This is a genomic window from Leptolyngbya boryana PCC 6306, from assembly GCF_000353285.1.
GTDB classification, from domain to species: Bacteria; Cyanobacteriota; Cyanobacteriia; order Leptolyngbyales; family Leptolyngbyaceae; genus Leptolyngbya; species Leptolyngbya boryana.
The window spans coordinates 4,500,434-4,525,014 of record NZ_KB731324.1 but is presented as its reverse complement, the minus strand read 5'-3'; the positions used below and the strand labels follow the sequence as shown (position 1 = coordinate 4,525,014).

The following is a 24,581-nucleotide window of genomic DNA, read 5'->3' as shown; positions in this document are numbered from 1 at the left end:
GTGAAGGGTACTACTCTTTGATTTTAAGTTCTTGAATGTTCCAAAGTCCCCAACTGGGTAAACCAGAATACTTCAATCCTTGAACTCGATTTCTGACTGCCATGATTGCAGAGTCATTGACTAAGTGGATCACAGGAAGCTGTTCTTGAACAAGCTTCTGAAACTCACCATAGATTTTTTTGCGTTTCTCTGGATTCAGTTCTTGAGCACCTTGGATAAATAAGCGATCGATTTCTTTCTCCCACTCATTTGCTACATATCCTTGGATTTTCGGCTGTCCAACTTGCTGGCTCAAATTAAATGAATGCGATCCCCCACTGGTCATCCACAGATTTGCTAGTCCATGTGGCTCGGTTCCGCCCGTAAATCCGATAATGTGAGCATCCCAATCTCTTGCTCCATTGATTTTATCGATCAAAACGTTAAAATTCAGCGGATTATAGTCAACTTGAATTCCAATTGCAGCTAAATCTTGCCGAATTTGAGCGCCGATTGCAACACGAGTTAAATTATTCGAGTTGGTGAGTAAAGTAAAGCGAACTCGATTGCCATCTGAGTCAAAGAGCTGACCGCGATCGTTATATTTGAATCCAGCTTTCTTTAGCAAGTTTTTTGATTGATTCGGATCGTAATTGTAGGCTTTTAAACCTTCCTTGAGAGTGAATGGGCTTTGCACCGAAATCGGCGAATTTTGGACGACTCCTAAACCTCGGAATAGATTAGTGTTAATGCGATCGCGATTAATTGCATAAGCGACAGCTTTCCGAAATTCAAGCGTATTAAACCAACGCGATTTAACCGGATCAACAAAGGGCTTGCCATTTTTATCTTTTGCCTTACTAAGATTAAAAGTAAGATACAAAACACCTGACCAAGGGCCGCCATTTAAGACCTGGAAATTTCCGCGTTTTTCTTCTCGCTTTAATAATGAAAAATACTCCGATCGTAAAGGTCGAGTATCACCCATCACATCCAAATCGCCAGAGCGAAATCTCAGCAATTGCGTATCTAAATTCTCGATAAATTGCCAAACAATGCGATCGATATAAGGCAATTGCTTGCCGTCTTTATCTTTTCGCCAGTAATACGGATTTCGCTTTAAAACTAATCGCTGGCTTGGGCTATAGCTATCAATGACATACGCCCCATTCGTAATAATCTTTTTCGGATCAGTGTCCGTTCCCCAAGTCGAAATAAATTTGGGATTTCCATCCGGTAGTTTTGAATTTATTGCTTCTGCTAAGGCATGTTTCGGCAAAATCATAATGCCCTCAGGTGCAGCAGTCGCAGCAATAAGAGGCGCGAAGGGTTCAGGCAAGATGAATTCAACTTGGCGATCGTTGATTTTCCGAATTTCTGGAAAAACCTTTTTCACCCCAATCTGAATACTCTCTTTCTGATCCGTTGGAATTAATGGATTAAAAACAATATCTCGATAAGTAAAAACGATATCATCTGCCGTCAGAGGTTTTCCATCTGACCACTTCAAGTTGGGTCTTAAAGTAAAAACGACTCGCTTATTGTCAGGCGAGAATTTCCAAGATTCAGCTAATGCAGGTTCATACTCTCCTGTTAAACCATTCTCTCTTGTTAACCCTTCATAAATGAAAGGAAAAACAGATGGGAAAGTTTGATTATTGGCGTAGTTAAACGTTTTGGGATCAGTTGGACTCGCTAAGACTAACTGAGGAACTTGTGCAGCAACCGTTCTATATCGATGAGGATTACAACTCGACAAAAAGAGAAGTGCGATCGTCAAACACACTCCAATCTGGATTCTGACCTTTTTCATCACTAATCCTCAATTCTCAGGTCAGTCAAATTCCAAAGTGCACCGCCACTTTCAGGATAATTCACTCCTTTAATCCGATTGCGAACCACAGCCATCACACGCGCATTCACAAGTGGAATCCAAGGCAAATATTCTTGTGAAATTTTCTGAATCTTTCCGTAAATTTCCTTCCGTTTTGCTTCATCTAATTCTTGAGCACCTTCGACATATAATCGCCCAATTTCCGCTTCCCAATCTGCAACAACCCGACCTTCAAGCGGCGGTTTTCCAGGTGCACTCGATTGATTAAAACTATGCGATCGACTTTCCGGCAACCAAACGTTTGCTCCACTATTTGGCTCTTTACTTCCGCCCATTGCCAGTAGATACGATTCCCATTCTTGAGTGTTATCTAACTTATCCAACAACACTCCAAAGTTAATCGGATTAATATCAACTTGAATCCCCAACTGGCTCAAATCCTGCTTAATTTGCGCCACCATCGACTCACGCACCACATTCCCCGCATTCGTCATCAGCGTAAAACGCACGACATTCCCGTCTGGGTCAGCAAGTTGTCCGCGATCGTTGAGCTTAAACCCAGCTTCTTTCAGCAGTTCTTTTGATTTGTTTTGGTCGTACTGGTAAACTTTTAAGCCTTCTTCGGGCTTGAGATAATAGGGGCTAGTCTCCAAAATTTGCGAATTGATCAAGACTCCCAAGCCTCGGAAGATATTCGTGTTCATCCGTTCTCGATCGATAGCATATGCGACTGCCTGACGGAATTTTGGATTGTTAAACCACTTTGATTTCACGGGATCAACGACAGGTTTTCCGTTTCGCCGTCCTTGATTTAAGTTAAACGCCATAAAAGTCGTAATCGGACGAGTGCCGCCAATATACGCTGTGAAATCACCTCGTTTTTCTTCTTTTTTGAGAATGGGATAATCTTCAGCCCGAATCGGTTCAGAGATATCGACTCCACCTGATCGAAATTGAAGAAGCTCAGTATTCTGGTTTTCAATCACACTCCAAACAATCCGCTCGATGTAAGGCTTCTGATTGCCTTGCTCATCTTTTCTCCAATAGTTCGGGTTACGTTTGAAAATGATCCGCTGTGTCGCAAAATATTGGTCGAGCGTATAAGGTCCGTTGCAAATCACTTTCCTCGGATCGGTATCCGTTCCCCAAGTTGAGAAAAAGAGCGGATTGCCGTCTGAGCCAGTCTTGCGAATTGTTTCTTCAAGCGCATGTTTGGGCAAAATTGCCAATCCGCCTGTCACTCTCAAAAAGGGAGCAAACGGTTCAGGTGTGGTGAACTCAACTCGGCGATCGTCGATTTTTCGCACGGTTGGAAATGCCCGTCCTTTACCAATTCGCAGGACATCTTGAATATCCGTTGGCACTTTAGGATTCAGAAAAATATCCCGGAACGTGAACACAACGTCATCGACTGTCAGCGGCACACCATCTGACCATTTCAAGTTTTCGCGCAGGGTAAATGTTACTTTCTTCTTATCTGGCGAAAGTTCCCATTTCTCTGCAAGTTCTGGCTCAAGCTCATTGGTCAATGCGTTTTCTGTGATTAATCCCACATACAAGAATCCCGCGACATTTGGATCTTCGTTAATCAACGCATAGTTAAATGATTTGGGATCGCTCAGGGTCGTATCGACAAGCTGAGGAACTTTTGCTGCTTGTGTTTTGTAGCCCTGCGGATTGCAAGCCGTAATGCCCAATATCAGGCAAAATGCTGCCATTGCCACTGCCCAAAACCGCCAAAAACCTGTAAGAGCGGAAAATTTCATAGCCGATCGCGCATCATTTAGAAAGTGATTCTATCCTTTCTACACCTTTTGCGCGGTTTCTGCTCGATTTAATTATCAATCATGCGATCGATACGGTCACGCATTTTCAACCCAATCAATGCTTTGACTAAAAATAAGCCTGCAATTGCTGCGATCGCAAAAGCAAACATTGAACCGCTCACTTTCCCGACGAGCAAAATCGCTCCAGTTAGTGCTGCGAATCCTGAAATACAGGCGTAAAGCAACGCTCTCAGCGAAAGATTGAGCTTTTTCAAGGCGCGTTCTTGCTCGATCGAGCGCACCTGAATTTGTAATTCTCCTTGCTCTAAGCGGGCTTCTAATCGCTCGATCGCAGTCTGAGTGGGATTCGGCTTCGTCATGCGATACGCCAAATATCCCTTCGCCTGCCGCGCCAATTCTCCCAGCCCACCTTGCTTCGCAGGAATTGTCGCCAAACTCTTCACAAATGGTTTCGCTGCCGCTAACAAGTTATAGTTCGGGTCAAGATCGCGCGCAACTCCGTCCAACGTCGTCAAGGCTTTAATAATAAAAGTCATCCGCGCAGGCAATCGGAACGGTTGCTGCTCAAACACAGCATAGAGTTCATTTCTAACGCTCTTAAAGGCTTGAATCTCAACAGGCTTATCCGCAAATCGTTCAACCAACACGCCCACAATTCGCTTCACGGGGGTCATGTCTGCCATCGGCTCAACCAAACCCATATCCACCAGCGTTTGCACGACTTGATCGGTATCTTTCTTCAATACTGCAAAGAAAGTCTGAACCATCTGATTGCGGTTGATCGGCTGCACTTCTGCCATCATGCCAAAATCGTAAAAGATTAGCTTTCCATCGTGGCTCACTGCCATATTTCCAGGATGGGGATCAGCTTGAAAAAAGCCATCTTGGAGCAGTTGCTTGAGATACGAACAAATTCCTAAATGATTAATCTCACGAGGATCAATCCCGATCGCAAGTAACCCTTGCCGATCGTTGACCTTGATTCCTGGCACATATTCCATCGTCAGCACACGCTTCGTCGTGTACTTAGGATAAATTTTCGGAACGACAATGAGATCGTGATCAGCAAAATTATGTCGAAAGCGATCGGCATTCATCGCTTCTTGCACATAATCAATCTCACGATTCAAAATCTCAGAAAATTCCTCATGAATCGCCAAAATATCGTAGTGTCTTGCGGTTGGAACAATGCGATCAATCCAACGCACGAGCCGACCTACAATCTGAAAATCCATCGCAAAGAGTTGCTCTAACCCCGGACGTTGTACTTTCACCACAACTTCCTCGCCCGTATGCAGCCGAGCACGATGCACCTGTCCTAAGCTAGCAGCTGCGATCGGAGTCGAATCAAATTCTCGATACAAGACATGCAGCGGATAGCCTAGTTCAGATTCAATAATGGCGATCGCTTGGCTCGAATCAAATTCTGGGACTCGATCTTGAAGTTGTCCCAATGCTTTGACATACTCCAAAGGCAGCAAATCAGCTCGAGTCGAGAGCGATTGCCCAATTTTGATAAATGTTGGTCCTAAATCTAACAGCGTTCCGACTAACCACTGAGCACGGCGATTTCGGTGATGAGCAGACTGCCTTGCGATCTGACGATCCCACCACAAATAAAACGTCAATTTGGCAGCCGACACAGAAATATCCACCTGCCGAGCCAGTGGAGAAGAGAGTTGCCGTTGCCAGCGTAGAGGTTTAGGGGCTGTAGTTTGTAACATAACTTCAAATTATTATAGCGCTGGAGGGTTGAAGAACTGCTCCAGAAGCAGAAGATTCCTGCACGAATATCATTGGGAAAATTCGACACTGCTAGAAATCTTGACAAAATCCCTCTTGGTTCGTCATTCATTGCATTTCTTGCGGAGTGCCAAACTTAGCATACCCGTCGAGAAACGTAGCCGTACGGAGCGATCGAAAATTGCTGGCTTCTTCCTACAACCGCTCAAATTTTGAACCAAGAGCGAGATCATTAGGATTGAATCGCCTCTACATATTGGCTCAGATCAACACACAATTTCAGTTTTTCTATCAGTTAGGCAAAGTCAAAACCTAAATGACATCACAGATCTAATTGAGTTTCTGATGGAGTTCTCCTGACTCAAACCTCTACGATTTCCAAGTTCTGCGGTAAGGTTATCGTAAAGCAAGTCTCGTAAGACTGAGTTCCTTCCATCTCCGTACTCGTTGCCTCGATCGTGCCATTGAGATGCTGAACTAAACTTTTAACCAGTGCCAAACCGAGTCCAGTTCCAGGAACTGCATTTTGCGTCATTCCTTGGCAACGCCGGAACTTATCAAAGATATGGGGTAATTCTTCCTCGGAAATCGCTGATCCAATGTTTGAGATTGAGAATTTCATTTGCTGTCCAGGCTGAGGCACCACCTGTAAGTAAACCATGCTATTCGGATCAGCATATTTACCCGCATTAGTTAGCAGTTCTAGCAAGATTCGATTGAAGCTAGTTAAATCAGTATTGAGAAGGGGCAAGCGTTTTGGAAGTTCAAGTTCGAGCGTTAAGCCCTTCGATGACCACCGCTGGTTAAAGGAATTCGATAAGTCAGCCATCAATTCCTTCACATCCACTTGTTGAAGCTGGAACGCAACTTGTTTCGTTTCTAACTCTTGAAGGGCAAGTAGATCGTTAATCAGATTCGTTTCTTGAGCACATTGCTGCTCCAAGATGTTGAGATATTGCTGACGGCGATCAGGAGAAAGATTTGCTTGCTGCAACATCCGAATGGCTAACATCATGCTTGTGAGCGGCGTGCGCAGTTCATGGCTAAGTGTGCTGAGAAACTCATCCATTCGCTGATTCATTTCCCGCAGTTTCTCGATTTGTTTGCGGGTGATCTCGTAGAGTTTGGCTTGCAGTTCTAGACTTTGCTGAAGTTGCGCTGTTCTTTCCTCAACAAGAGATTCAACTTGTCGCAGCGTTTCGGTTTGAATAATTGCAGTGCTGATTTGAGCGCTGACAAGTTCGACGAGTTCGACTTCTTCGGGTTGCCAGGCGCGGGGTTCTTTTTGTTGAAGAGCGATAAATCCTAACAGGCGATTCTTGCTTTCTAAAGGAACTAGTAACAGTGCAGGCATTTTCTCAGCATCAAAAATTGGCGCAGTTTCTAGGTTACTGGGAAACTTACCTGAATTGCTGAAGGCAAAGAATTTAGCTGGACTCAGAAATGCACTCTGGCAAACCGCGCAGTCTGTAATCCAGAAAGACTGGCTGAGCGGCGTTTCTGACTCATCGACCTCAATTGGGTCACGGTTCCACTCGCTGTCAATCATCACGCGCGCTTTCGGAACTCGATCGCTCTTTGCCCGCAAGCTATGCCGTGGATCCCAAAACTTGGTGCGCAGGACAAAGGCTCGATCGATTTCAAGGGTACGAGCTAGTCCCTCTAGTACCATGACTTGGATTTGAGGCACATCGACTGAGTTCTGAATCGCGATCGAGACTTCTCGCAATAGCGCTTGCGATTGCGACTGTTTTGCGACTTTGCGCTGAAGGGTGAGTTGGGTGAGTGCAATCGCAATGTGATCAACAACTTGAGTCAACGTTTCGATTTCCAAGTCTGACCAGCGATGCGCCTGTGCTGTCAGCAAGCTGATCACACCGTTGATGTGTCCCTGAAATTGAGTTGGTAAGCTGAGTACGCCTCGAATTGGCAGCGCTTTCGATATGCTGTTAATTTCGCTAAGGTTCAAATCGGAGACAAATAAGCTGGAACGTTCCAGCGTCGCAGCCTGAATCATGCCATAGTTTGCCAGAATTTCGCCCTGTTGGTTGGCGCTAAGGTGCGTCTTGGCAAACCAAGCAGTCAATGACTTGGAATAAGGTTCACCCTGATTTGAAATGATACAAGCTTGAACCCCATAAGCTTCTCCTAGCAACGCTGCAATTTCCACAAGAACTGTTTCGCTCTGAGTGGCGTGAGCGAGAGCTGTAGTAATCTTGCGTCCGACACTTGCCAAACTAGAAACGAGAGGGCTGGAATGCGGCACAGTTTCAACCGGATGGGTAGACAAAGAAGTTAGTCGATCAGTTTCGATCCGAAGGGCTTCTTCTCTTGTAGTGTTGACAACATCCATGACTCGCCCCACAACTTCCTGAGATTCTGTCGGTCTCGATCGCGAAACTTTTGCTTGCATCCTGCTACATGCCTATCGTTGCATTACTTTTTCAGGAATCTCCCATCACAAATCTCTTTCGGAATCCGTTACGGGAAGCGCATGGCTCTGTATACGAAAAATAAACTAGGTAAGATTTTACCTATCTTGCATTTCGTTAGACCATCGCTTTCAGATTAGCGTCTTAACGCTTTGAAAGTATCCGTAATTTCCCTCGATTGCTGTTCTTGATTGACTAAATTCTCAAAAATTTATGCATTTCCACATGAAGACGATGTGAAGTTGCGCTCTATAAAGCAATTCAAAGGATTTCACACCTTTTTTTCTTAGACATAGTACACTTGAACGAAGCTTGCACTGCCTCTCTATTCCACGATAATTCGCCTTGGATCTTATGAATTTAGAGCCTGGAACTGCCAATCCAATCAGCGTTGTCGGTACGGTAAAGGGACCGGGTGAAAACGGCAATCAGTATGTTTTCATTACGTCTGATAACCGCCATGTGCGAATTGGCGAGTATGTCTATTATGAAGTTTATGAAGCTGGGCTTCTCCGTAAAATCCTCGGTAAGATCTCGGATCGAAGACTCATTGATCACTTACCTGATCGCATTTTTGCGGACACTGAGATTAGTCCAGAAGCGATCGCGGCTCTTGTCGGATTTACGTACGAGCATCCGGAGATCTATGAAGTTGCAGTGGATGTGATCGGTTATTTCGATCCGTCGCTGGGATTTATGAATCCGCGAAAAAGTCCAGATCCAGGCGCAAAAGTAGTGTTGGCAAGTGACGAGATGCTCAGGGAGATCTTAAATCGTCGTCAGCCTCAGTCGGTGGGATCAGCTCATATTGGCTCACTTTTGTTGAGAGAAGTCGGCTCTGTGCCGATCGCATTAGATGTCAAAGAATTAGTTAGTACCCATATGGCGATTCTGGCGGGAACTGGCTCAGGGAAATCCTATACGGCTGGAGTTCTGGTAGAAGAGTTGCTCCTTCCCCACAATCGAGCGGCGGTTTTAATTTTTGATCCGCATGGAGAGTATGGAACGCTGACAGATATGCGGGGGCATCCAGCATTTAAATCAGCAGATGGCTATGCTCCCAAAGTGAAAGTGATGACACCGGAAGAAGTGAGGATTCGAGTGTCTTCGCTAGATTACTACGATATTTTGGCATTACTGCCGGAAATGAGCGATCGTCAACAAGCTATGTTGAGCAAAGCCTTTCGGATTTTGCTGCGACATCGCAAAGGAGATTATCGTTGGGGTATTCAAGATCTAATCGCAGCCGTTCGAGAAGCCGATGTGCAGGTCGATGACGATGGCAATGAAAAGACGGGATCATCTGCTCCAGCTTTGGAATGGAAATTGGAGAAGATTGAGCGATCGGACTATTTTCATAATGTGGAACACACGGTTAGCCCAAAAGAACTATTTGAACCGGGACAAGTGACCGTCCTGCAAATGAACGAAATCAGTCAAGAAGAACAGCAAGTGATTTGTGCGGCAGTGCTGCGGCAAGTCAATCATGCACGGATGAGTACTCAGAAAGAACTCATTTCACCGCAAGATGAGAATTACTTGCCCTACCCCGTGTTTATTCTGGTTGAAGAGGCGCATCGTTTTGCCCCTGCTCATGAACCCTCTCGCTGTAAGTCAGTGATTCGGACAATTTTGAGCGAAGGGCGGAAGTTTGGCTTAGGAATGGGATTAATTACGCAACGTCCAGGGAAGTTAGATGCGGATGTCCTGTCTCAATGTATGAGTCAGTTTTTGATGCGCATTGTGAATCCGGTGGATCAAGAGAGTCTAAAGTATGGAGTTGAAGCAGCAGGACGGGATTTGCTGAAAGAACTGCCTGCTTTGACCAAGGGACAGATCATTATTTCTGGGGCTTGCGTGAATACGCCAGTGCTATGTAAGGTGCGGCAGCGTTTGACAAAGCATGGCGGTGAGACGTTGAATGCACCAGAACTCTGGCAGAAGCATTTTGAAGGGCATCGGCTTCAGGAACGTAAGATTGAGCTTGCACCCGTTGCGGCTCCCCGACGATCGCAGACGGTTCGCGGGCGAAGCATTGATTAGATTGTTCCTGATGTTGAGCAGTTTTTATGGGGAACGATCAATCGGCACTAACTCAACTTAGATTGCTTGCGCACCGGAAAAAGATGTGCGTTAGGAAGGATCTGAAGGGCGAGAAGTTATTTATTGACCAACGATTGAGGTTGCGATCGCGGTTTCAATGAGTGCTGCCAATATCCTTTTGAGGTATCGACGGGGACGGTTGCTGCAACAGAATTAGACTGAGATCGCGGTGAAGCGAATAGAAGTCTATCTGCCTTCTGAACTCTTACATTCGCTGACTGAGCAGCACGGGACACCGCTGGTGGATCCGTTGCTCGAATTGCCAATCCGACTAAGCCTGCGATCGATGCGACCCATCCTGCAAGTGCAGCGATCGTTAACCACTTTTCGATCATTCGATTCATTCCTCAACTCCGCAAACTGCACAGTTACCAACTTCAGATCGCAGACATAACGTTTCAGGGGGTGATGAGTCTAATTATATCTTGTTCGATGAAATGATCAAAGATCTTGTTCTTTTGTCAACCGTAAAGTTTGGCAAATTTATCGGAAAAATCGCCAGAGAATTGATTAAGAAATTATGGGGTCAATATGCGATCACGCAAATTCAGCCAGCATAATAGCGTCGGAGATTCAGCGCGCAACTCCTCATGATTCATCGATAGGCGCGCTCCGTATTTTGACGCAATCTTTTCAGTTATGAACTTCAAACGATTTCTAAAATGGCTTGCTCCGGTGAGTTTGACTGCAATTCTGATTCTCTGCACAATTGTTCAGGGATGGAGTGCCCCTACAGCCGCACAAACCCAATTGCACTGGTATGGACAATCCGCGTTTAAGCTGACAACGCCGACTGGAAAAGTCATTTTGATTGATCCTTGGATTACGAATCCCGTGAATCCCAACGGCAAGACTGACTTAGCGACTCTGAATCGTGCCGATTTGATTTTAGTGACGCATGGACATTTCGATCACGTCGGCGATGCAATGACGATCGCGAAAAAGACGAATGCTCCTCTCGTCAGTACTGCCGATTTAGGACAGGCATTAGTCGAATCAGGCTATCCAAAAAATCTCGTGACCTTGGACACTCAAGGAAATTTTGGCGGCGAAATCTCATTGCTGAATAATGAGGTCAAGGTTGCCTTTATTCCCGCGATTCACAGTTCGGTGATCGCTTCTGATGGCAGTCCCGCAAAGTATGCAGGAAATCCAGGGGGCTTTTTGGTGACTGTACAAAATGGTCCTACGATTTATCACACGGGTGATACGGATGTCTTTGCGGATATGGCGTTGATTCCGCGGTTTCGCAAAGTGACGCTGATGTTGGCGTGTATTGGAGATCGGTTCACAATGGGACCGCAACGAGCTGCAACAGCCGTCGGCTATGTCAAACCCGATCGAGTGATCCCAATGCATTTCGGTACATTTCCAGCTTTGACTGGGACACCTGCTGCTTTTGCCGCAGAATTGAAGCAGCAAAGAGTGGGCAGTCGATTGCAGGTAATGAAGGTCGGAGAAACAATTCGGTTGTGAGATTTCTACTGTCTAGCGAGCTAGGGATTCAGTAAATTCAACACGCTGATAGAGACGGGTCGCCGACTCGTCTCTATGAGTTTGAAGGAACACGCAAGCTATTGAGTCAGGCGGAATCGTCCGATCATATTTTTGAAGTCCCAGCGTACAGCATTGCCGGGATATTCATAGAGCGCACTGAGAACAAATACTTTTGTGCGATCGCGGCTTGGCACAATTACGCTATCTCCGCAGTTATTGGTGCCACACCAGGAGTAGGAAATTGCAGGCTGACCCGCGAAACTGTAAGCTCGATAGTCACTTTGTCGCCCATCAAAAAAGGATTTATCTCGGTTTTGTTCTGCCCACTGCTGTGCAGATAAACGTTTAGGATTAGAAAATTCGGCGACGATAATTTTGTCTCCTGGGGAAGATTGAGATTGCACATTACTATCGACAGGTGCAGGTTCATCACTTCCGACTGCTGTGGGAGCTTCTACCGTACTCCGAAGTACGATTGTTCCTTTCGATTCTTGAGAAGTATCCAAGTTGTAAGTAGTTGGAAAATCAAATCGAAATCCTAATGGACTTTTATGCGTTTGAAATGTGCCAGCGGAGGCTTGAGCGATCGTATAGATGGTTTGATCTGAATTGCTCGTGAAGGGAGATGCTTGAGCAACTGCGGGCACTGCAAGGCTTAGTAACCCTGCACAGAAAAACATTTGGGGGCGAGATAATTTTGTTAGTTTCATACAAGAACTCCAACCATCGCTGGATGAAAACCATGAGCTAGAAATCTATTAAGACTCAGAACTAAATCTGTTTTGATGCTACAGATCATGCACCCTTATAAATTGAATTCTACCATGAAAAATATAGGACATCTAGACTCTCAGCTCTACCCTTTTGTAGACTTTACTTGGTTCTTTTTATAGATATTATGGAATCCTGAAATTCTATTAATTAGATTTAGAAATTTGTTTACTTTCGATTGATAGAACGTCTGTTTTCTTCTATTACTTAGAAGTACAAGCAATTGAGCTGGCAATTCTCAATTGAGAATTGCCTAAGCTGAGGTGAACTATTCGATCGTGATTGATTTCGGGGCGTTCCCGTTGGGGCTATGTCCGTTTGTCGTGTAGGTGGTTGAACCTGTTTGTTGATTGAGCCAGCTTCGGACGGGTTCCTCGGTCAGGCTCAATTTGAGGAATCCGGTAAACAGTCCCCCCATGAAGGCGAGCGGCTGTTGGGTAAACTCTTGGACGAGCGGTGAAAGTTCGGTCAGAAACATGTAGCAAACCCTTTGTAGTTAGACTTTAAGCCCGATCGTACCTTAGACCGTCAGGATTTGGGTCGGTGGGTCGCTGCGATCGTAAGATGGTAGAGAAATTTGACCTGAAGAATTGCCATGACGAACCCTGCCGCGATCGACACTGCTGATCAAACTGTAGAACTTGCTCCAAGCTATGTGATTCCGATCGTTTTAATTGGGGCTGCCATCCCGTTAGTCTTGATCCAAATCTGGGTCAGTGCAGGGATTGCGCTATTTGGAGTATTTTTGCTGATTCAGACGGTTCTGCTGCGGCTGAAGTTTACGCCGACAGATTTAGATGTCTATCGAGGGGAAACGTTGATTCGGCGCTTTCCGTATCGGGAATGGCAAAACTGGGAAATCTTCTGGTCGCCTGTGCCGATTCTCTTCTACTTTAGAGAAGTTAAAAGTATTCATTTTCTACCGATCATTTTTGACCCTAAAATGTTACGGATCTGTCTAGAGCAGCATTTTCCCAAAGCCTGATTTTTGTTGAGTGTAATTTATGAATTCTGATGAGTTGCCAATTGCAGATGAGAATGCCTCCTCGGATGAGACAGGAGCGGTGTTGCCTGAGTTGAAGCTGCCTGAGCGGGAGCGGATTGCTGATCTGATACAGCGCGAACAAGCGATCCAGCAGGAGATCGCGGATCTCACGACGACTCGTGATCAGCTTCAAGCTCAGGTAGTTGCGACGCAAAATAGTCTTGCTCAGGTGGTTCAGCAGAATTTATCGGAGTTGGAGCAACGCAGACAGGCTTTGCAATTGTCGATCGAACAACTCGAACGCCGACAAGAACGGATTCGCAATGAGATGAAAACCAGTTTTGCCGGGACTTCTCAGGAAATCGCAATTCGGGTGCAGAGTTTTAAGGATTATTTGGTCGGAAGTTTGCAGGATTTGGCGATCGCTGCTGAGCGGTTGGAGTTACCGAAATTTCAAGAACCTCAGGTGGTTGCACCGACTCAACCTGTGGTCGAAGAACCGAGTGCGATCGCGGCTCCGAAGTTTGCGGAATCGAAGTTTCAAGATCAAGCACGTGAGATTCGCAATGTGATTGATCAGTTTCGCAATCAGCCCGATTATTACGGTCCGGTGTGGAAGTTACGTCGGACGTTTGAGCCAGTTCATGCAGAGCGAGTCTCCACGTGGTTTTTTGATCAAGGCGGACGGGGGGCGGTGCGAACGATGGGATCGCGCTTGCAGAATATTTTGATCGCGTCGGCGACAATTTCGATTTTGTATAAGCTCCATCGCGATCGTGTGAGAACGCTGATTCTGGCAAACTCGCCGGAACGGTTGGGAGAATGGCGACGCGGATTGCAGGATTGTTTGGGAGTGACCCGCAGCGATTTTGGCAGCGATCGCGGCATTACTTTGTTTGAAGCTCCAGAACAGTTGGCGCTAAAAGCAGAACGATTAGAGAAGGATGGCTTTTTGCCGCTGATCGTGGTAGATGAAACAGAAGAAAGTATTAGTCTTGCTTTGTTGCAGTTTCCGCTGCTGCTTGCGTTTGCACCGAGTCCTCAGCAAATGATTCAACAGCAATCTTATTTCTAATCGCTCGTGGGGTTTGAGCTTTGGCTCCGCTCAACCCACGTAGGATCTCAATTTTGGATGTTGAGCAAAACCGAAAGACGGGCGTTTGTGGAGTCGAAGCGCAGTCTGTCATTATTCTACTGGTCTCATTACCTATGCTTCCCTGGTTTATTAACAATGCTTTGCTGCTGATTGTTGCCTACCTCTTAGGCTCGATTCCGACCGGCTATCTGGCTGGACGCTTACTAAAAGGCATTGATATTCGGCAGGAAGGCTCAGGCTCAACAGGCGCAACGAATGTGCTCCGCACGCTTGGGAAAGTTCCCGCGATCGTGGTGTTGGCTGTTGATGTTGCCAAAGGCGCATTAGCGATTGCAGCCGTGAACTATGCATTTACTACGCTTCCGGGTTGGCTCTACTTCTCGAAGCTTGTGGGGTTAGATTTTAATCTTTGGCAGCCTGTGATGGTGACGTTGGCAGGTCTGGCAGCTTTAATTGGGCATAGCAAATCAATCTGGCTAGGATTCACAGGGGGCAAGTCAGTTGCCACCAGTTTAGGGATTTTGCTGGCAATGAATTGGGTAGTGGGATTAGCAACGCTTGGGGTGTTTGGGTTAACGATCGCCATCACGAGGATTGTGTCGATTAGCTCGATTCTGGGTGCAGTTTCGGTGATTGTGTCGATGATTCTCTTTGCTCAGCCATTGCCGTATGTGCTATTTGCGATCGCGGGTGGCGGATATGTGATTTGGCGACATCGATCGAATATTGAGCGATTGATCGCTGGAACAGAGCCGAAACTTGGACAGAAGCTGGAGGAAGCGGAGAATGCGCCGGGTGAATCAGCTTAGTGTTGGTTAGATTGATGTTGCACTAAAAGACAAACAAAATAATTCAACGGGATAACACCTTTAGGTAGAGTTCTGATTGCTAAAGCCGAGTTGAATAGAGAAGTAGGCAGCAAATGAATCTGGCTCATGGTTTCTTGAAAAGATTGAGAAACTCAGGATTAGCCAAATTGATTTTTGCTGAAAGTTTTTAATAACTGAGGTTTTAGTATGCAAGAGTCTTCTGCTTTGATGTTTAAGAAATTGATTGATGCCCAACGGCTTTGTGCATTAATCCTTGGAATTACTTTCTTGTTCATTGGAATTGCTGGATTTGTTCCAGGTTTTATGTCACTTCCAGGTGATGCACCTGTGACGGGTGCTGTTGTGCCGCGATTAATTTCACCAGATGGATATGGACATCTCTTTGGCATTTTTCCGACCAATTTTGTCCATAATGCGGTTCATATTGTCGTTGGATTGTTAGGGATTGCAGCCGCAACGAGTTTTAGTGGTTCGTTAGTGTTTAATCAGGGATTTGCAGTTTCTTATATTGCGATCGCAATTCTCGGAATTTTGCCGATTACGAATACGACTTTTGGTTTAATGCCCATTTACGGTAACAATGTTTGGTTCAATTTACTGACTGGAATTGCAGCCGCTTATTTTGGTTTTGTGAAGCCTGCTGAACTCGCCAAAATGGAATCGCCGAACGCCTAAAAATCCATTGATTTGAAATAGAAAAGGCATCATTCATCGTGATGCCTCTTTTTTGTGCCCAAGCTCTCGTTAGAATACGCCTTCTCGATTCTTCGCAAAGTCTTCGAGTTGCTTAGTTCGATCGTTGGTCATTTTCTCAATGCAATTGGAATAAACCATCGGCTGAATTGAGCCACCCTCATACGCGGCACTCGTGAATGTACAATTTGTATCTCGGAACTTAATCCAGGCTTGTTGTGCTGCGACCAATTGCGATTCGCGACGGCTTCCTTTGTAGCTGCGGATTAATGTTTGATACGCCTGATTGAGTTTGCGATCGGCAGCTCTTGCTTGCTGATTCGCGCAAAAATTCATATCAAATTGCGTTTGCTGATTCTTACAATCTACTCGAATGTTTCTTGGTAAATTCTCTGAGGGGGTAGGTTTATTTTGAGCTGTTGCATGCTGAGAAATCGCACTCATTACCCCAATCATTACTAGAGCAATTAACTTTCGTTGCATGAATTTATTCCTAAATCGTTCTCAGATTGTAAATCTTTCAGTAGCAGTTTAATTTGCTGTTGAATCGTCTCCCATTTTCCGGTTTCGATCGCGATTTTTGGAAATAAGTTTCCTCCGATCCCAACCGCGATCGCACCAGCTTGAATCAAAGATTTTGCATTCTCGATCGTCACGCCTCCTGTGGGGATCATCGGAATATGTCCGAGCGGCGCTCGCACTGCTTTGAGATAACTGACCGAGGGAATTGGAAAAACTTTGACACAGCTCGCTTTTGCATTCCAGGCAGTCATAATCTCAGTCGGCGTGAATGCACCCGGAATAATCGGGATCTCTTGACGTTTGGCGATCGCAATTAAATCAAAGTCTGTATGAGGCATGAATGCGAACTGTGCCCCTGCGGCGATCGCATTCTTTAAATCAGATGCAGCGAGAATTGTGCCAACCCCAATTGTGCAATCAGGAAACATCGATCGCAATTGAGAAACTAATTCAGTCGAGGCATCTGTATTCCAAGAAATTTCGATTAATCTCATTCCCCCTGAGATTGCAGTTTTTGCCATTTGTAGCCCCATTTGGAAATTTGGGGCGCGAATAATACTAATCGATCGCTCTTTTTCAAGTAAGTTCAACCAGGCTTGATCTTCCATTACAAATTCAGCAAAAAATAACGCAAATTTTCTAATTTCAAAAAATATCATTCTAGCCGATTTCACTCATTAGGAAGAGTCAGTTCGGTCATTAGAAGGACGAAGGAAAAAATTGAAACTCTTAAGCTAAAAAACATGTTCAGAAAGGAGATATCAACAATGGTTTTATACAGAATTAAAGACTTTGATCCAGATTACCGGAACCACTTTGATGGCAACGATATCAAAGATTTGGATCTCTATAGTGGAGATGACAAAATTGGTTCGGTGAATGATGCTCTAGTTGATGAAGATGGAAAGTTCCGCTACCTTGTCATTAGCACTGGTGCGTGGATTTTTGGCAAGAAAGTATTGCTTCCGATCGGACGCGCGCAAATTGATTACAATGCTCATCGCGTTTATGCACCCGGCTTGACTAAGGAACAAGTTGAGCAACTGCCTGAATTTACCGATGAAATGAAGATCGATTACAACGACGAAGAACGGGTTCGGGGTGTCTATCGATCGGGTGATTATTCTGCAACTGGTGCAGGTTTGGGTACAGCAGCAGGGACAACTACAACAGATGCATCGATGATGGGTTCGACGGCAACCGCAATGGGTTCTAGCCCGCTGGAAAGCTCGGCAGCTCTAGAAGCTGAAGGAACAGCTTACACAGGTTCGTCGATGGGTGCAACTCCTGCAACCTATGACCGGGATTCCTATCGCTACGATATGGATCGCGACTTGTACAACATGGATCAGCATGACGATCGCATTCGGTTGTATGAAGAACGTCTGATTGCGAACAAGCGTCGGATGAAAGCAGGCGAAGTGACTGTCGGCAAGCATATTGAGACGGAAACGGCTCGCGTCGATGTGCCGCTTGAGAAAGAGCGCGTTGTAGTGGAGCGCGTTACCCCGACGAATACTTCAGCGGTTCCGGGCGAAGCAGCATTTCATGAAGGTGAAGTAGCTCGCATGGAAGTGTATGAAGAAACGCCAGACATTCAGAAAGAAGCGTTTGTGCGTGAAGAAGTTCGCGTGAAGAAAGTGGTAGACCAAGACATCGTGAACAGCGAAGAAGAAATTCGTCGCGAAGAATTGGATGTTAATACTCAAGGTCGCCCGATCGTGGATGATGACACTGCACGCCGCCGCGTGTAGATTCAGTTGAGGCGTTCTCTTGAGAACGTCTCTGATTTGATTGACGTTCAATTGCTCGAGCACGAACCCCGTAACGATTGTTGCGGGGTTTACTCAATGGGTCTAAATTTTTCGACATCGGCGCGGGTTTGAATCGATGGAGGCAATTCGATCGCACGAATTTGATCAAACCGAATCGATGGATTGAAAGGAATTTTGGGGATTAGCGATCGCTTTTCAGATTCCGGTAGATTGGCATAAATCAAACTGAGATGTGGATTCAGAATGAAAGGCGACTCAAAGTTTTGACGAAATGATTCGCTCAGATGATCTAATTGTGGATTTGAAAAGAACTGAATAAATAATGATTTTGTAAATGAATCCGAGTATGAAATTTGATCGACTTCTAGAACAATATCGATATCAGTTTGAAAAGTGATGAATGTCTCAACTTTGCAACTATGCAGTGTGACATGCGGCGCAAAGATTGGAGCGTTGTATCGAGCAGCGAAATCTTGAATGAGAGATTGATAAATTGTGCGATCGGGTTCTGCTGGAATCAGCCAGAATGCAATTTTCATCATAAAAAACTGTAGAGACGCGATCAGTCGCGTCTCTAGCAAAATGACTCAACAGTATCGATTCAGACTGAATCTAAGATGCGATCGCAGAAACCAATTTGGCTTCTTCCTCTTTCGAGAGGACGCGACCTTCATCCTCAAATCCAGCAATGCGATCGAAGTTCAAGTACCGATATAGATCAGCCGCAAACGGGTCGATCTTCGTCGTCACGACTTCCATGTATTCCTGAATCGTCGGAATCTTACCGAGCAACGCACAGACTGCCGCAAGTTCAGCAGAGCCAAGATAGACTTGTGCGCCTTTGCCCATGCGGTTGTTGAAGTTCCGAGTGGAAGTCGAGAACACGGTTACACCGTCATCGACTCGCGCTTGGTTCCCCATACAGAGCGAACAGCCTGGAACTTCAGTCCGTGCTCCAGCCGCAACGAAAATGTCATAAATGCCTTCGGCTCGAAGTTGTTGTTCATCCATCCGAGTTGGAGGAGCAATCCAGAGCTTCGCTTTGGCAACGCCTGCACCTTCGAGAATTTTCGCAGCAGCGCGGTAATGCCCGATATTCGTCATACAAGAGCCAATGAAGACCTCTTGAATCGGATCGCCTGCACATTCCGACATGAGTTTGATGTTGTCAGGATCGTTAGGAGCAGCCACGATCGGTTCTTTGAGTTGATCCAAATCGACTTCAATGATGTCTGCATATTCAGCATCAGCATCAGCTTGCAGGAGATGGGGATTTGCGAGCCATTCTTCCATCTTGCGAACGCGGCGAAGAATGGTACGCGCATCGCCATACCCACGAGCCACCATGTTTTTCAGCAATGCAACGTTCGATCGTAGGTATTCAGAAACCGTTTCGATCGAAAGCGCGATCGTACATCCCGCCGCCGATCGTTCAGCCGTTGCATCGGTCAGCTCAAACGCTTGCTCTAGCTGCAAATCAGGCAAGCCTTCCATTTCGATAATCTTGCCAGAGTAGACATTGATCTTGTTCTCTTTAGAAACGGTGAGCTTTCCTTGCTGCATTGCTACATAAGGAATCGCATTCACCACATCGCGCAAGGTTACACCAGGCTGCAACTTTCCTTTGAAGCGAACTAACACAGATTCAGGCATGTCGAGCGGCATCGCACCCAAAGCAGCAGCAAAAGCAACTAGACCTGATCCGGCAGGGAATGAGATTCCGAGGGGGAAACGAGTATGCGAATCGCCCCCGGTTCCAACCGTGTCAGGAAGCAGCATCCGGTTTAGCCAAGAGTGAATAATGCCATCTCCTGGACGCAGAGAAACCCCGCCGCGAGAATTGATGAAGTCGGGAAGCTCGTGATGAGTTTTGAGATCGACAGGCTTGGGATAAGCTGCAGTGTGACAGAAACTTTGCATGACCAAATCCGCGCTGAAACCGAGACAAGCGAGTTCTTTTAATTCATCGCGAGTCATGGGGCCTGTCGTATCTTGCGATCCCACGGTGGTCATGATCGGTTCACAAGAAGTTCCAGGACGCACACCGGGTAAGCCGCAGGCTTTTCCGACCATTTTCTGAGCCAGGGTAAAGCCTTTTCCGGTGTCAGCAGGCATTTGCGGACGGACGAATAAATCACTCGGCGCAAGTCCTAATGTCGTGCGAGTTTTATCCGTTAAAGTGCGTCCGATCAGAAGAGGGATTCTACCGCCTGCGCGCACTTCATCCAGAATCGTGTCGGGTTTAAGTGCGAAAGTTGAAATGACTGCACCCGATTCATTGGTGATCTCGCCTTTGTAGGGATAGATCGTGATCACATCGCCTGTGTTCAGTTGGGTGACATCACATTCGATCGGTAAAGCACCCGAATCTTCTGCTGTATTGAAGAAAATCGGAGCAATTTTACCGCCGAGAACATATCCGCCTGATCGCTTATTCGGCACAAAGGGAATATCTTGCCCGATATGCCACAACACGGAATTAATCGCTGATTTCCGCGATGATCCTGTGCCGACAACATCGCCGACATACGCGAGGGGATGCCCTTTTTTCTTCAAATCTTCGATGACTTCCAGCGATCCCGGTTGCCGCGTTTCCAGCATTGCCAAGGCATGGAGTGGAATGTCTGGGCGAGTAGTAGCGTGAGTTGCAGGAGACAAATCATCGGTATTGGTCTCACCTGGAACTTTGAAAACGGTTACTGTAATCGAGTCAGGCAAGGGAGCGCGGCTGGTAAACCAGTCTGCATTTGCCCAAGCATTCATGACTTGTTGGGCATAAGAATTGCCACTTTCCGCTAATTCTTGGACATCGTGGAAGGCATCATACACGAGCAGCGTTTTGCTCAATGCTGCGGTTGCGGTTTCTGCGATTTCGGAATTGTCAGACTTGAGCAGGTCGATTAGCGAATGCACGTTATAGCCGCCCATCATTGTGCCGAGCAGTTCGACGGCATCTTTGGGGGAAATGAGCGGGCTGGTAGCTTCACCTTTGGCGATCGCGCTTAAAAATCCAGCTTTGACATAAGCGGCTTGATCGACTCCAGGGGGAACGCGATCGCGCAACAGCGAGAGGAGAAATTCTTCTTCGCCTGCGGGCGGAGTTTTCAGGAGTTCGCACAGTTCCGATGTTTGTTGCGGACTCAGGGGTAAAGGCGGAATTCCTAAAGCGGCGCGTTCTGCAACGTGTTGGCGGTAAGATTCAAGCATGTTCGGGTTTAAGTTCCTGTGTGGATGTAGGTAGTCAGCTTTACAAGATTTTGCGGCTTTGCGGTCATCGATTCAAGCGGTAGCGATCGAAAATCTGAATTGGGTGTCGATCTTCAGTGTAGAACTTGAGAAAACGGGACGACTATTCAAGCAAGCTCAGTTGAATCACGTTCGGATCAGGCTGAGATTTTTTTCGACGAGACGTGGTTTTTTGCGGTTTGAATTCGACATGGGCAACTAACCACGATCGCAACCACGTTGATCGCTCAATATCTAACTGATCTAAATCCAATGCTGCCGGAAAGAGAGAAGGAGAAGATTTTTGCGCCCATTGAATCTCACTTTCAAATCGATCGCTTCCAAATGGCAAAACTGATTTCGGCATACGAGCTAAATGCGGCAAAATATCGGATTGTTGCCGAAAACTCGATCGCTGTTCTTCGAGTTGTTGAACGCGACGTGCCCGCGCTTCTCGATAGTTCAAAATTGGCTGAGGGTAGCCTTGCACTCGTGGCGGTAAGCCGAGTTGAACCGCCGGAATTTTTGCCAGTTCTGGAACCCATTTTTTGATAAATGCACCGTCGGGATCACAGCGATCGACGGCTGCCTGTTCGGGATTATAGATACGAGTCCAACTTTTATCTAAACAATGCGTCACTCCGGCTTGCATTGCCCATTGATAATGATCGATCGGACAATCTCCATCGATTAAATGCCGCATGAAATGCAGCGCCCCATAACGCCAGTCGTGGTTCATCAAATTGCTAAGAAAGCTAGAATACAGCGCCCGCGATCGAAAATTTAACGACATCCAGCCGCCTGTTGCTTGTAAACATCTTGCAGCCGCATCAATGATGGGGAATCCGGTTTGTCCTGTTTTCCAAGCTTCGTAGAGGGTTTCATCGAATTCCCATCCGTCTTGATCAAAAATGGAATAAAGCGATCGCAGTTCTAACTGCGGCAAATATCGAAATCGTTGAGCAAATCCACTTCCCCAACGCAAGCGTGAAATAAACTGTTTACAACTTCGTTCAATTCTCTGATCGCTTGTATATTTCAAAATGTGTTGTGCAGTTTGATAACATTCTCGAATCGAAATTGCTCCAAATTTGATATGTGGACTTAATCCAGACGTGACTTCTGCACCGGGATACGAAAGTTGCCAATAATAGCGATCGAGCTTTTCATTCAAAAATTGCCCCAAGATATCGCGAGCGGCACTCGTTCCCGCAGGCGGGATTAACTTACCATCGGGAACTAAACCCAAATCAGTCAGTTTCGGAATGGGTTCGCTGGCAATATCCTCAGGAGTCGGAATATTCAACGGAGTCGAGAGCATGTCTGCACTCATGTCTCGATACCACAATTTCCGATAGTCGCGATAGTCCATCAATTCTGATGCGGCTCCGCTTGGCTCGAACCAGCGAATTTTTAGACCTTGTTCTACTAACGCTTGATTTAATCGGGCATCTCGAACTCTGCCATAGATGCGTTCGTAATCGACATATGCATAGATTCCATCTGCTCCAGTTTCGCGAATCAGATCGGGCAAGAGTTCAACCGGATCACCGAATCTGAGAATTAAGCGTCCACCGCGATCGCGCAAATCCTCATCGAGCGATCGTAAACAATCGAGCATAAATGCGACTCGCGCTGATCCGGTTTCAGGATGATGTAAAAGCGCACGATCGAAGATAAACACCGGAATTACAGCACCTCGTGAGATTGCACGATGCAAAGGTGCATGATCACTGATACGTAAATCCCGGCGAAACCAAACGATCGTCCGATTCATTGCTGTTCGATAAATTGGTTGACATCCTCAATCAGGCGGCTCAGTTCGGCTTCGGTGTTGAGTCGAATTCGATCGTCTCGCAAGGTCACGAGCACTCTAGCAGCAAACGGAGATGCCCAAATATTGGGATTGCAGAAAAGCTCTAAAAAGACATCTCCAGTGTAGCGATATTCCATCGACGGTTGGGGTGCGGTTTTACTGCCTGGTGTTGTTTTAGTTGCCGTATTTTTCAGCCGTCCCATTAATTCGTTTAATGTGGATTTTAATTCTTGTGCAGCTTCAGGCGTGAACTGAAACATGACTGAGCCAGTATCAAGGTTTAACGTAAGTTGAGACATTTTCATTTTGATGCGTCGTTTTCAATTATCTGACAATTTTTTACAACAAGTACACTAATCAAATTTGCAATTAATCGAGAAATGGCATGATTACAGTTTGATATTGAGAATTCTTGTAAGAAAACAATCAGATTATGAATAGATAAAAGCACTTATTTCTAAAGCTTTCGAGCTTTTTTTGAGCGTCAGATCTACACTAAAAATCGTAGCAATATTAAACCGATATGCTTTTCGATAATCGATCGACAGTTCGCAAAGTTTTATTGATCACTTTATTCTTAAATCTCTTTGTTTTGCTGCTCAAGGCAGTGGTCGGTTGGCTAACAGGTTCGCTGAGTTTACTTGCTGATGCACTGCATAGCCTAACGGATAGTGCGAGTAACATTTTGGGATTAGCTTCAAGTCGGTTTTCTTCGCCTTTGCCCGATCGCGATCACCCCTATGGTCATCAGAAATATGAAGCGATCGGAGCTTTAGGAGTCGCTGCGTTTCTAGGCATTGCCTGTTTTGAAATCGTGCAAAGTGCGATCGAGCGCATTGGAAAAAACCATATTGTGGCGATCTCTGGTACGGAATTGTGGTTGTTATTGCTGGTGCTAGGTGTGAACCTATTTGTCACGTTCTACGAACGACGAGAAGGACTCCGGGTAAATAGTCCCATTCTGATTGCCGACGCTCAACATACGATGAGTGACGTTTGGGTGACGATCAGTGTGCTAGGAGGGCTGATTGGAATTTGGGTATTCAACTGGCAATGGTTAGATGTAGTCCTAGCATTTCCAGTCGCGATTCTCGTTTTCCGAAGTGGCTGGTCAGTCCTGAAGCAGAATTTGCCGTGGTTAGTCGATGAAATTGCGATCGCGCCTGAAGCCATTCATGCGATCGCGATGTCGGTTCCGGGCGTGTTGAACTGTCACGATATTGCTTCGCGGGGTGTGGTTGGGCGACAGACGTTTATCGAAATGCACTTGGTTGTGGACACGAATGAGGTTGAGACTGCCCATCAGATTACAGAAGACGTGGAAGCAAAACTGATGGAGCGTTATAGTCCGGTGCGGGTGATCATTCACGTTGAACCGCCTTCTTATCAGGAAAATCACATTAGTTTTGGGGTTTAAGTCTTGAGTTCGTTGGCGATCGCAATTGTTTCTAACGATACATTTAATCTCTGGAAATCTACGCATTGACTTTGTA

At 46.0% G+C, this 24,581-nt stretch carries 21 protein-coding genes; 8 read left to right on the top strand and 13 right to left on the bottom strand.

The window, feature by feature from the left end; genetic code table 11:
- Positions 1-10: 10 nt before the first annotated feature.
- The 4 genes from LEPBO_RS0122530 to LEPBO_RS37950 all read right to left on the bottom strand — a co-directional run bounded on the left by LEPBO_RS0122530 (position 11) and on the right by LEPBO_RS37950 (position 7,756).
- The gene (locus tag LEPBO_RS0122530) at positions 11-1,792 is read right to left on the bottom strand and encodes an ABC transporter substrate-binding protein (RefSeq protein ID WP_017289849.1); all 1,782 of its coding nucleotides are present in this window, start codon (positions 1,790-1,792) and stop codon (positions 11-13) included.
- A gap of 2 nt (positions 1,793-1,794) precedes the next feature.
- On the bottom strand, positions 1,795-3,579 hold the full coding sequence (locus LEPBO_RS0122525; RefSeq protein ID WP_017289848.1) for an ABC transporter substrate-binding protein: 1,785 nt from the start codon (positions 3,577-3,579) through the stop codon (positions 1,795-1,797).
- 68 nt (positions 3,580-3,647) lie between these two features.
- Positions 3,648-5,324, bottom strand: coding sequence for an ABC1 kinase family protein (locus LEPBO_RS0122520; RefSeq protein ID WP_017289847.1), 1,677 nt, complete (start codon positions 5,322-5,324; stop codon positions 3,648-3,650).
- A gap of 380 nt (positions 5,325-5,704) precedes the next feature.
- Positions 5,705-7,756 (bottom strand): sensor histidine kinase, encoded by a 2,052-nt coding sequence (locus tag LEPBO_RS37950; protein WP_017289846.1) that lies wholly within the window; start codon positions 7,754-7,756, stop codon positions 5,705-5,707.
- Between the two features lie 373 nt (positions 7,757-8,129).
- Here LEPBO_RS37950 and LEPBO_RS0122510 point away from each other — a divergent pair, with 373 nt between their 5' ends.
- Positions 8,130-9,818, top strand: a complete 1,689-nt coding sequence (locus LEPBO_RS0122510; protein WP_017289845.1) for an ATP-binding protein — start codon at positions 8,130-8,132, stop codon at positions 9,816-9,818.
- A gap of 116 nt (positions 9,819-9,934) precedes the next feature.
- Here the strand turns inward: LEPBO_RS0122510 and LEPBO_RS0122505 are convergent, their stop codons facing one another.
- Positions 9,935-10,222: a hypothetical protein gene (locus tag LEPBO_RS0122505; RefSeq protein ID WP_017289844.1), complete on the bottom strand. Its 288-nt coding sequence runs from the start codon at positions 10,220-10,222 to the stop codon at positions 9,935-9,937.
- A gap of 295 nt (positions 10,223-10,517) precedes the next feature.
- Here LEPBO_RS0122505 and LEPBO_RS0122495 point away from each other — a divergent pair, with 295 nt between their 5' ends.
- Positions 10,518-11,354 (top strand): metal-dependent hydrolase, encoded by an 837-nt coding sequence (locus tag LEPBO_RS0122495; protein WP_017289842.1) that lies wholly within the window; start codon positions 10,518-10,520, stop codon positions 11,352-11,354.
- Between the two features lie 98 nt (positions 11,355-11,452).
- Here the strand turns inward: LEPBO_RS0122495 and LEPBO_RS0122490 are convergent, their stop codons facing one another.
- Positions 11,453-12,085: a hypothetical protein gene (locus LEPBO_RS0122490; RefSeq protein ID WP_017289841.1), complete on the bottom strand. Its 633-nt coding sequence runs from the start codon at positions 12,083-12,085 to the stop codon at positions 11,453-11,455.
- Positions 12,086-12,414: 329 nt separating this feature from the next.
- Positions 12,415-12,624: a hypothetical protein gene (locus tag LEPBO_RS0122485; RefSeq protein ID WP_017289840.1), complete on the bottom strand. Its 210-nt coding sequence runs from the start codon at positions 12,622-12,624 to the stop codon at positions 12,415-12,417.
- Positions 12,625-12,741: 117 nt separating this feature from the next.
- Here LEPBO_RS0122485 and LEPBO_RS0122480 point away from each other — a divergent pair, with 117 nt between their 5' ends.
- From LEPBO_RS0122480 to LEPBO_RS0122465, 4 genes are all read left to right on the top strand, one after another.
- Entirely contained in the window at positions 12,742-13,131 is a 390-nt protein-coding gene (locus LEPBO_RS0122480) for a DUF3119 family protein (protein WP_017289839.1), read from the top strand.
- Positions 13,132-13,150: 19 nt separating this feature from the next.
- Positions 13,151-14,206, top strand: coding sequence for a DUF3086 domain-containing protein (locus LEPBO_RS0122475; protein ID WP_017289838.1), 1,056 nt, complete (start codon positions 13,151-13,153; stop codon positions 14,204-14,206).
- Between the two features lie 134 nt (positions 14,207-14,340).
- The gene (gene plsY, locus LEPBO_RS0122470; protein WP_026148841.1) at positions 14,341-15,036 is read left to right on the top strand and encodes a glycerol-3-phosphate 1-O-acyltransferase PlsY; all 696 of its coding nucleotides are present in this window, start codon (positions 14,341-14,343) and stop codon (positions 15,034-15,036) included.
- Between the two features lie 207 nt (positions 15,037-15,243).
- Positions 15,244-15,732: a DUF4383 domain-containing protein gene (locus tag LEPBO_RS0122465; RefSeq protein WP_017289836.1), complete on the top strand. Its 489-nt coding sequence runs from the start codon at positions 15,244-15,246 to the stop codon at positions 15,730-15,732.
- A 69-nt stretch (positions 15,733-15,801) separates the two neighbouring features.
- On the opposite strand, the gene LEPBO_RS0122460 is transcribed toward LEPBO_RS0122465, so the two are convergent.
- The gene (locus LEPBO_RS0122460; protein WP_017289835.1) at positions 15,802-16,233 is read right to left on the bottom strand and encodes a lysozyme inhibitor LprI family protein; all 432 of its coding nucleotides are present in this window, start codon (positions 16,231-16,233) and stop codon (positions 15,802-15,804) included.
- Positions 16,218-16,880 carry a bifunctional 4-hydroxy-2-oxoglutarate aldolase/2-dehydro-3-deoxy-phosphogluconate aldolase gene (locus tag LEPBO_RS37945; RefSeq protein ID WP_051077885.1) on the bottom strand — a complete coding sequence of 221 codons (663 nt, stop codon included), beginning with the start codon at positions 16,878-16,880 and terminating at the stop codon, positions 16,218-16,220. The genes LEPBO_RS0122460 and LEPBO_RS37945 overlap by 16 nt, the downstream gene beginning before the upstream one ends.
- Positions 16,881-17,039: 159 nt before the next feature.
- Between LEPBO_RS37945 and LEPBO_RS0122450 the strand changes: the two genes are divergently transcribed.
- Complete coding sequence (locus LEPBO_RS0122450; protein WP_017289833.1) at positions 17,040-18,026, top strand: DUF2382 domain-containing protein; 987 nt, start codon at positions 17,040-17,042, stop codon at positions 18,024-18,026.
- Between the two features lie 89 nt (positions 18,027-18,115).
- Here LEPBO_RS0122450 and LEPBO_RS0122445 read toward each other — a convergent pair whose 3' ends face one another.
- The 4 genes from LEPBO_RS0122445 to LEPBO_RS0122430 form a co-directional block, all read right to left on the bottom strand.
- Positions 18,116-18,589: a hypothetical protein gene (locus LEPBO_RS0122445; RefSeq protein WP_026148840.1), complete on the bottom strand. Its 474-nt coding sequence runs from the start codon at positions 18,587-18,589 to the stop codon at positions 18,116-18,118.
- 70 nt (positions 18,590-18,659) lie between these two features.
- Entirely contained in the window at positions 18,660-21,254 is a 2,595-nt protein-coding gene (gene acnB, locus LEPBO_RS0122440) for a bifunctional aconitate hydratase 2/2-methylisocitrate dehydratase (protein WP_017289831.1), read from the bottom strand.
- A 142-nt stretch (positions 21,255-21,396) separates the two neighbouring features.
- A complete protein-coding gene (locus LEPBO_RS0122435; RefSeq protein WP_017289830.1) occupies positions 21,397-23,049 on the bottom strand; it encodes a cryptochrome/photolyase family protein in 1,653 nt (550 codons plus the stop codon).
- Entirely contained in the window at positions 23,046-23,387 is a 342-nt protein-coding gene (locus LEPBO_RS0122430; RefSeq protein ID WP_017289829.1) for a hypothetical protein, read from the bottom strand. The genes LEPBO_RS0122435 and LEPBO_RS0122430 overlap by 4 nt, the downstream gene beginning before the upstream one ends.
- A gap of 224 nt (positions 23,388-23,611) precedes the next feature.
- On the opposite strand from LEPBO_RS0122430, the gene LEPBO_RS0122425 reads away from it, so the two are divergent.
- Positions 23,612-24,505 (top strand): cation diffusion facilitator family transporter, encoded by an 894-nt coding sequence (locus LEPBO_RS0122425; protein ID WP_017289828.1) that lies wholly within the window; start codon positions 23,612-23,614, stop codon positions 24,503-24,505.
- Positions 24,506-24,581 lie beyond the last annotated feature (76 nt).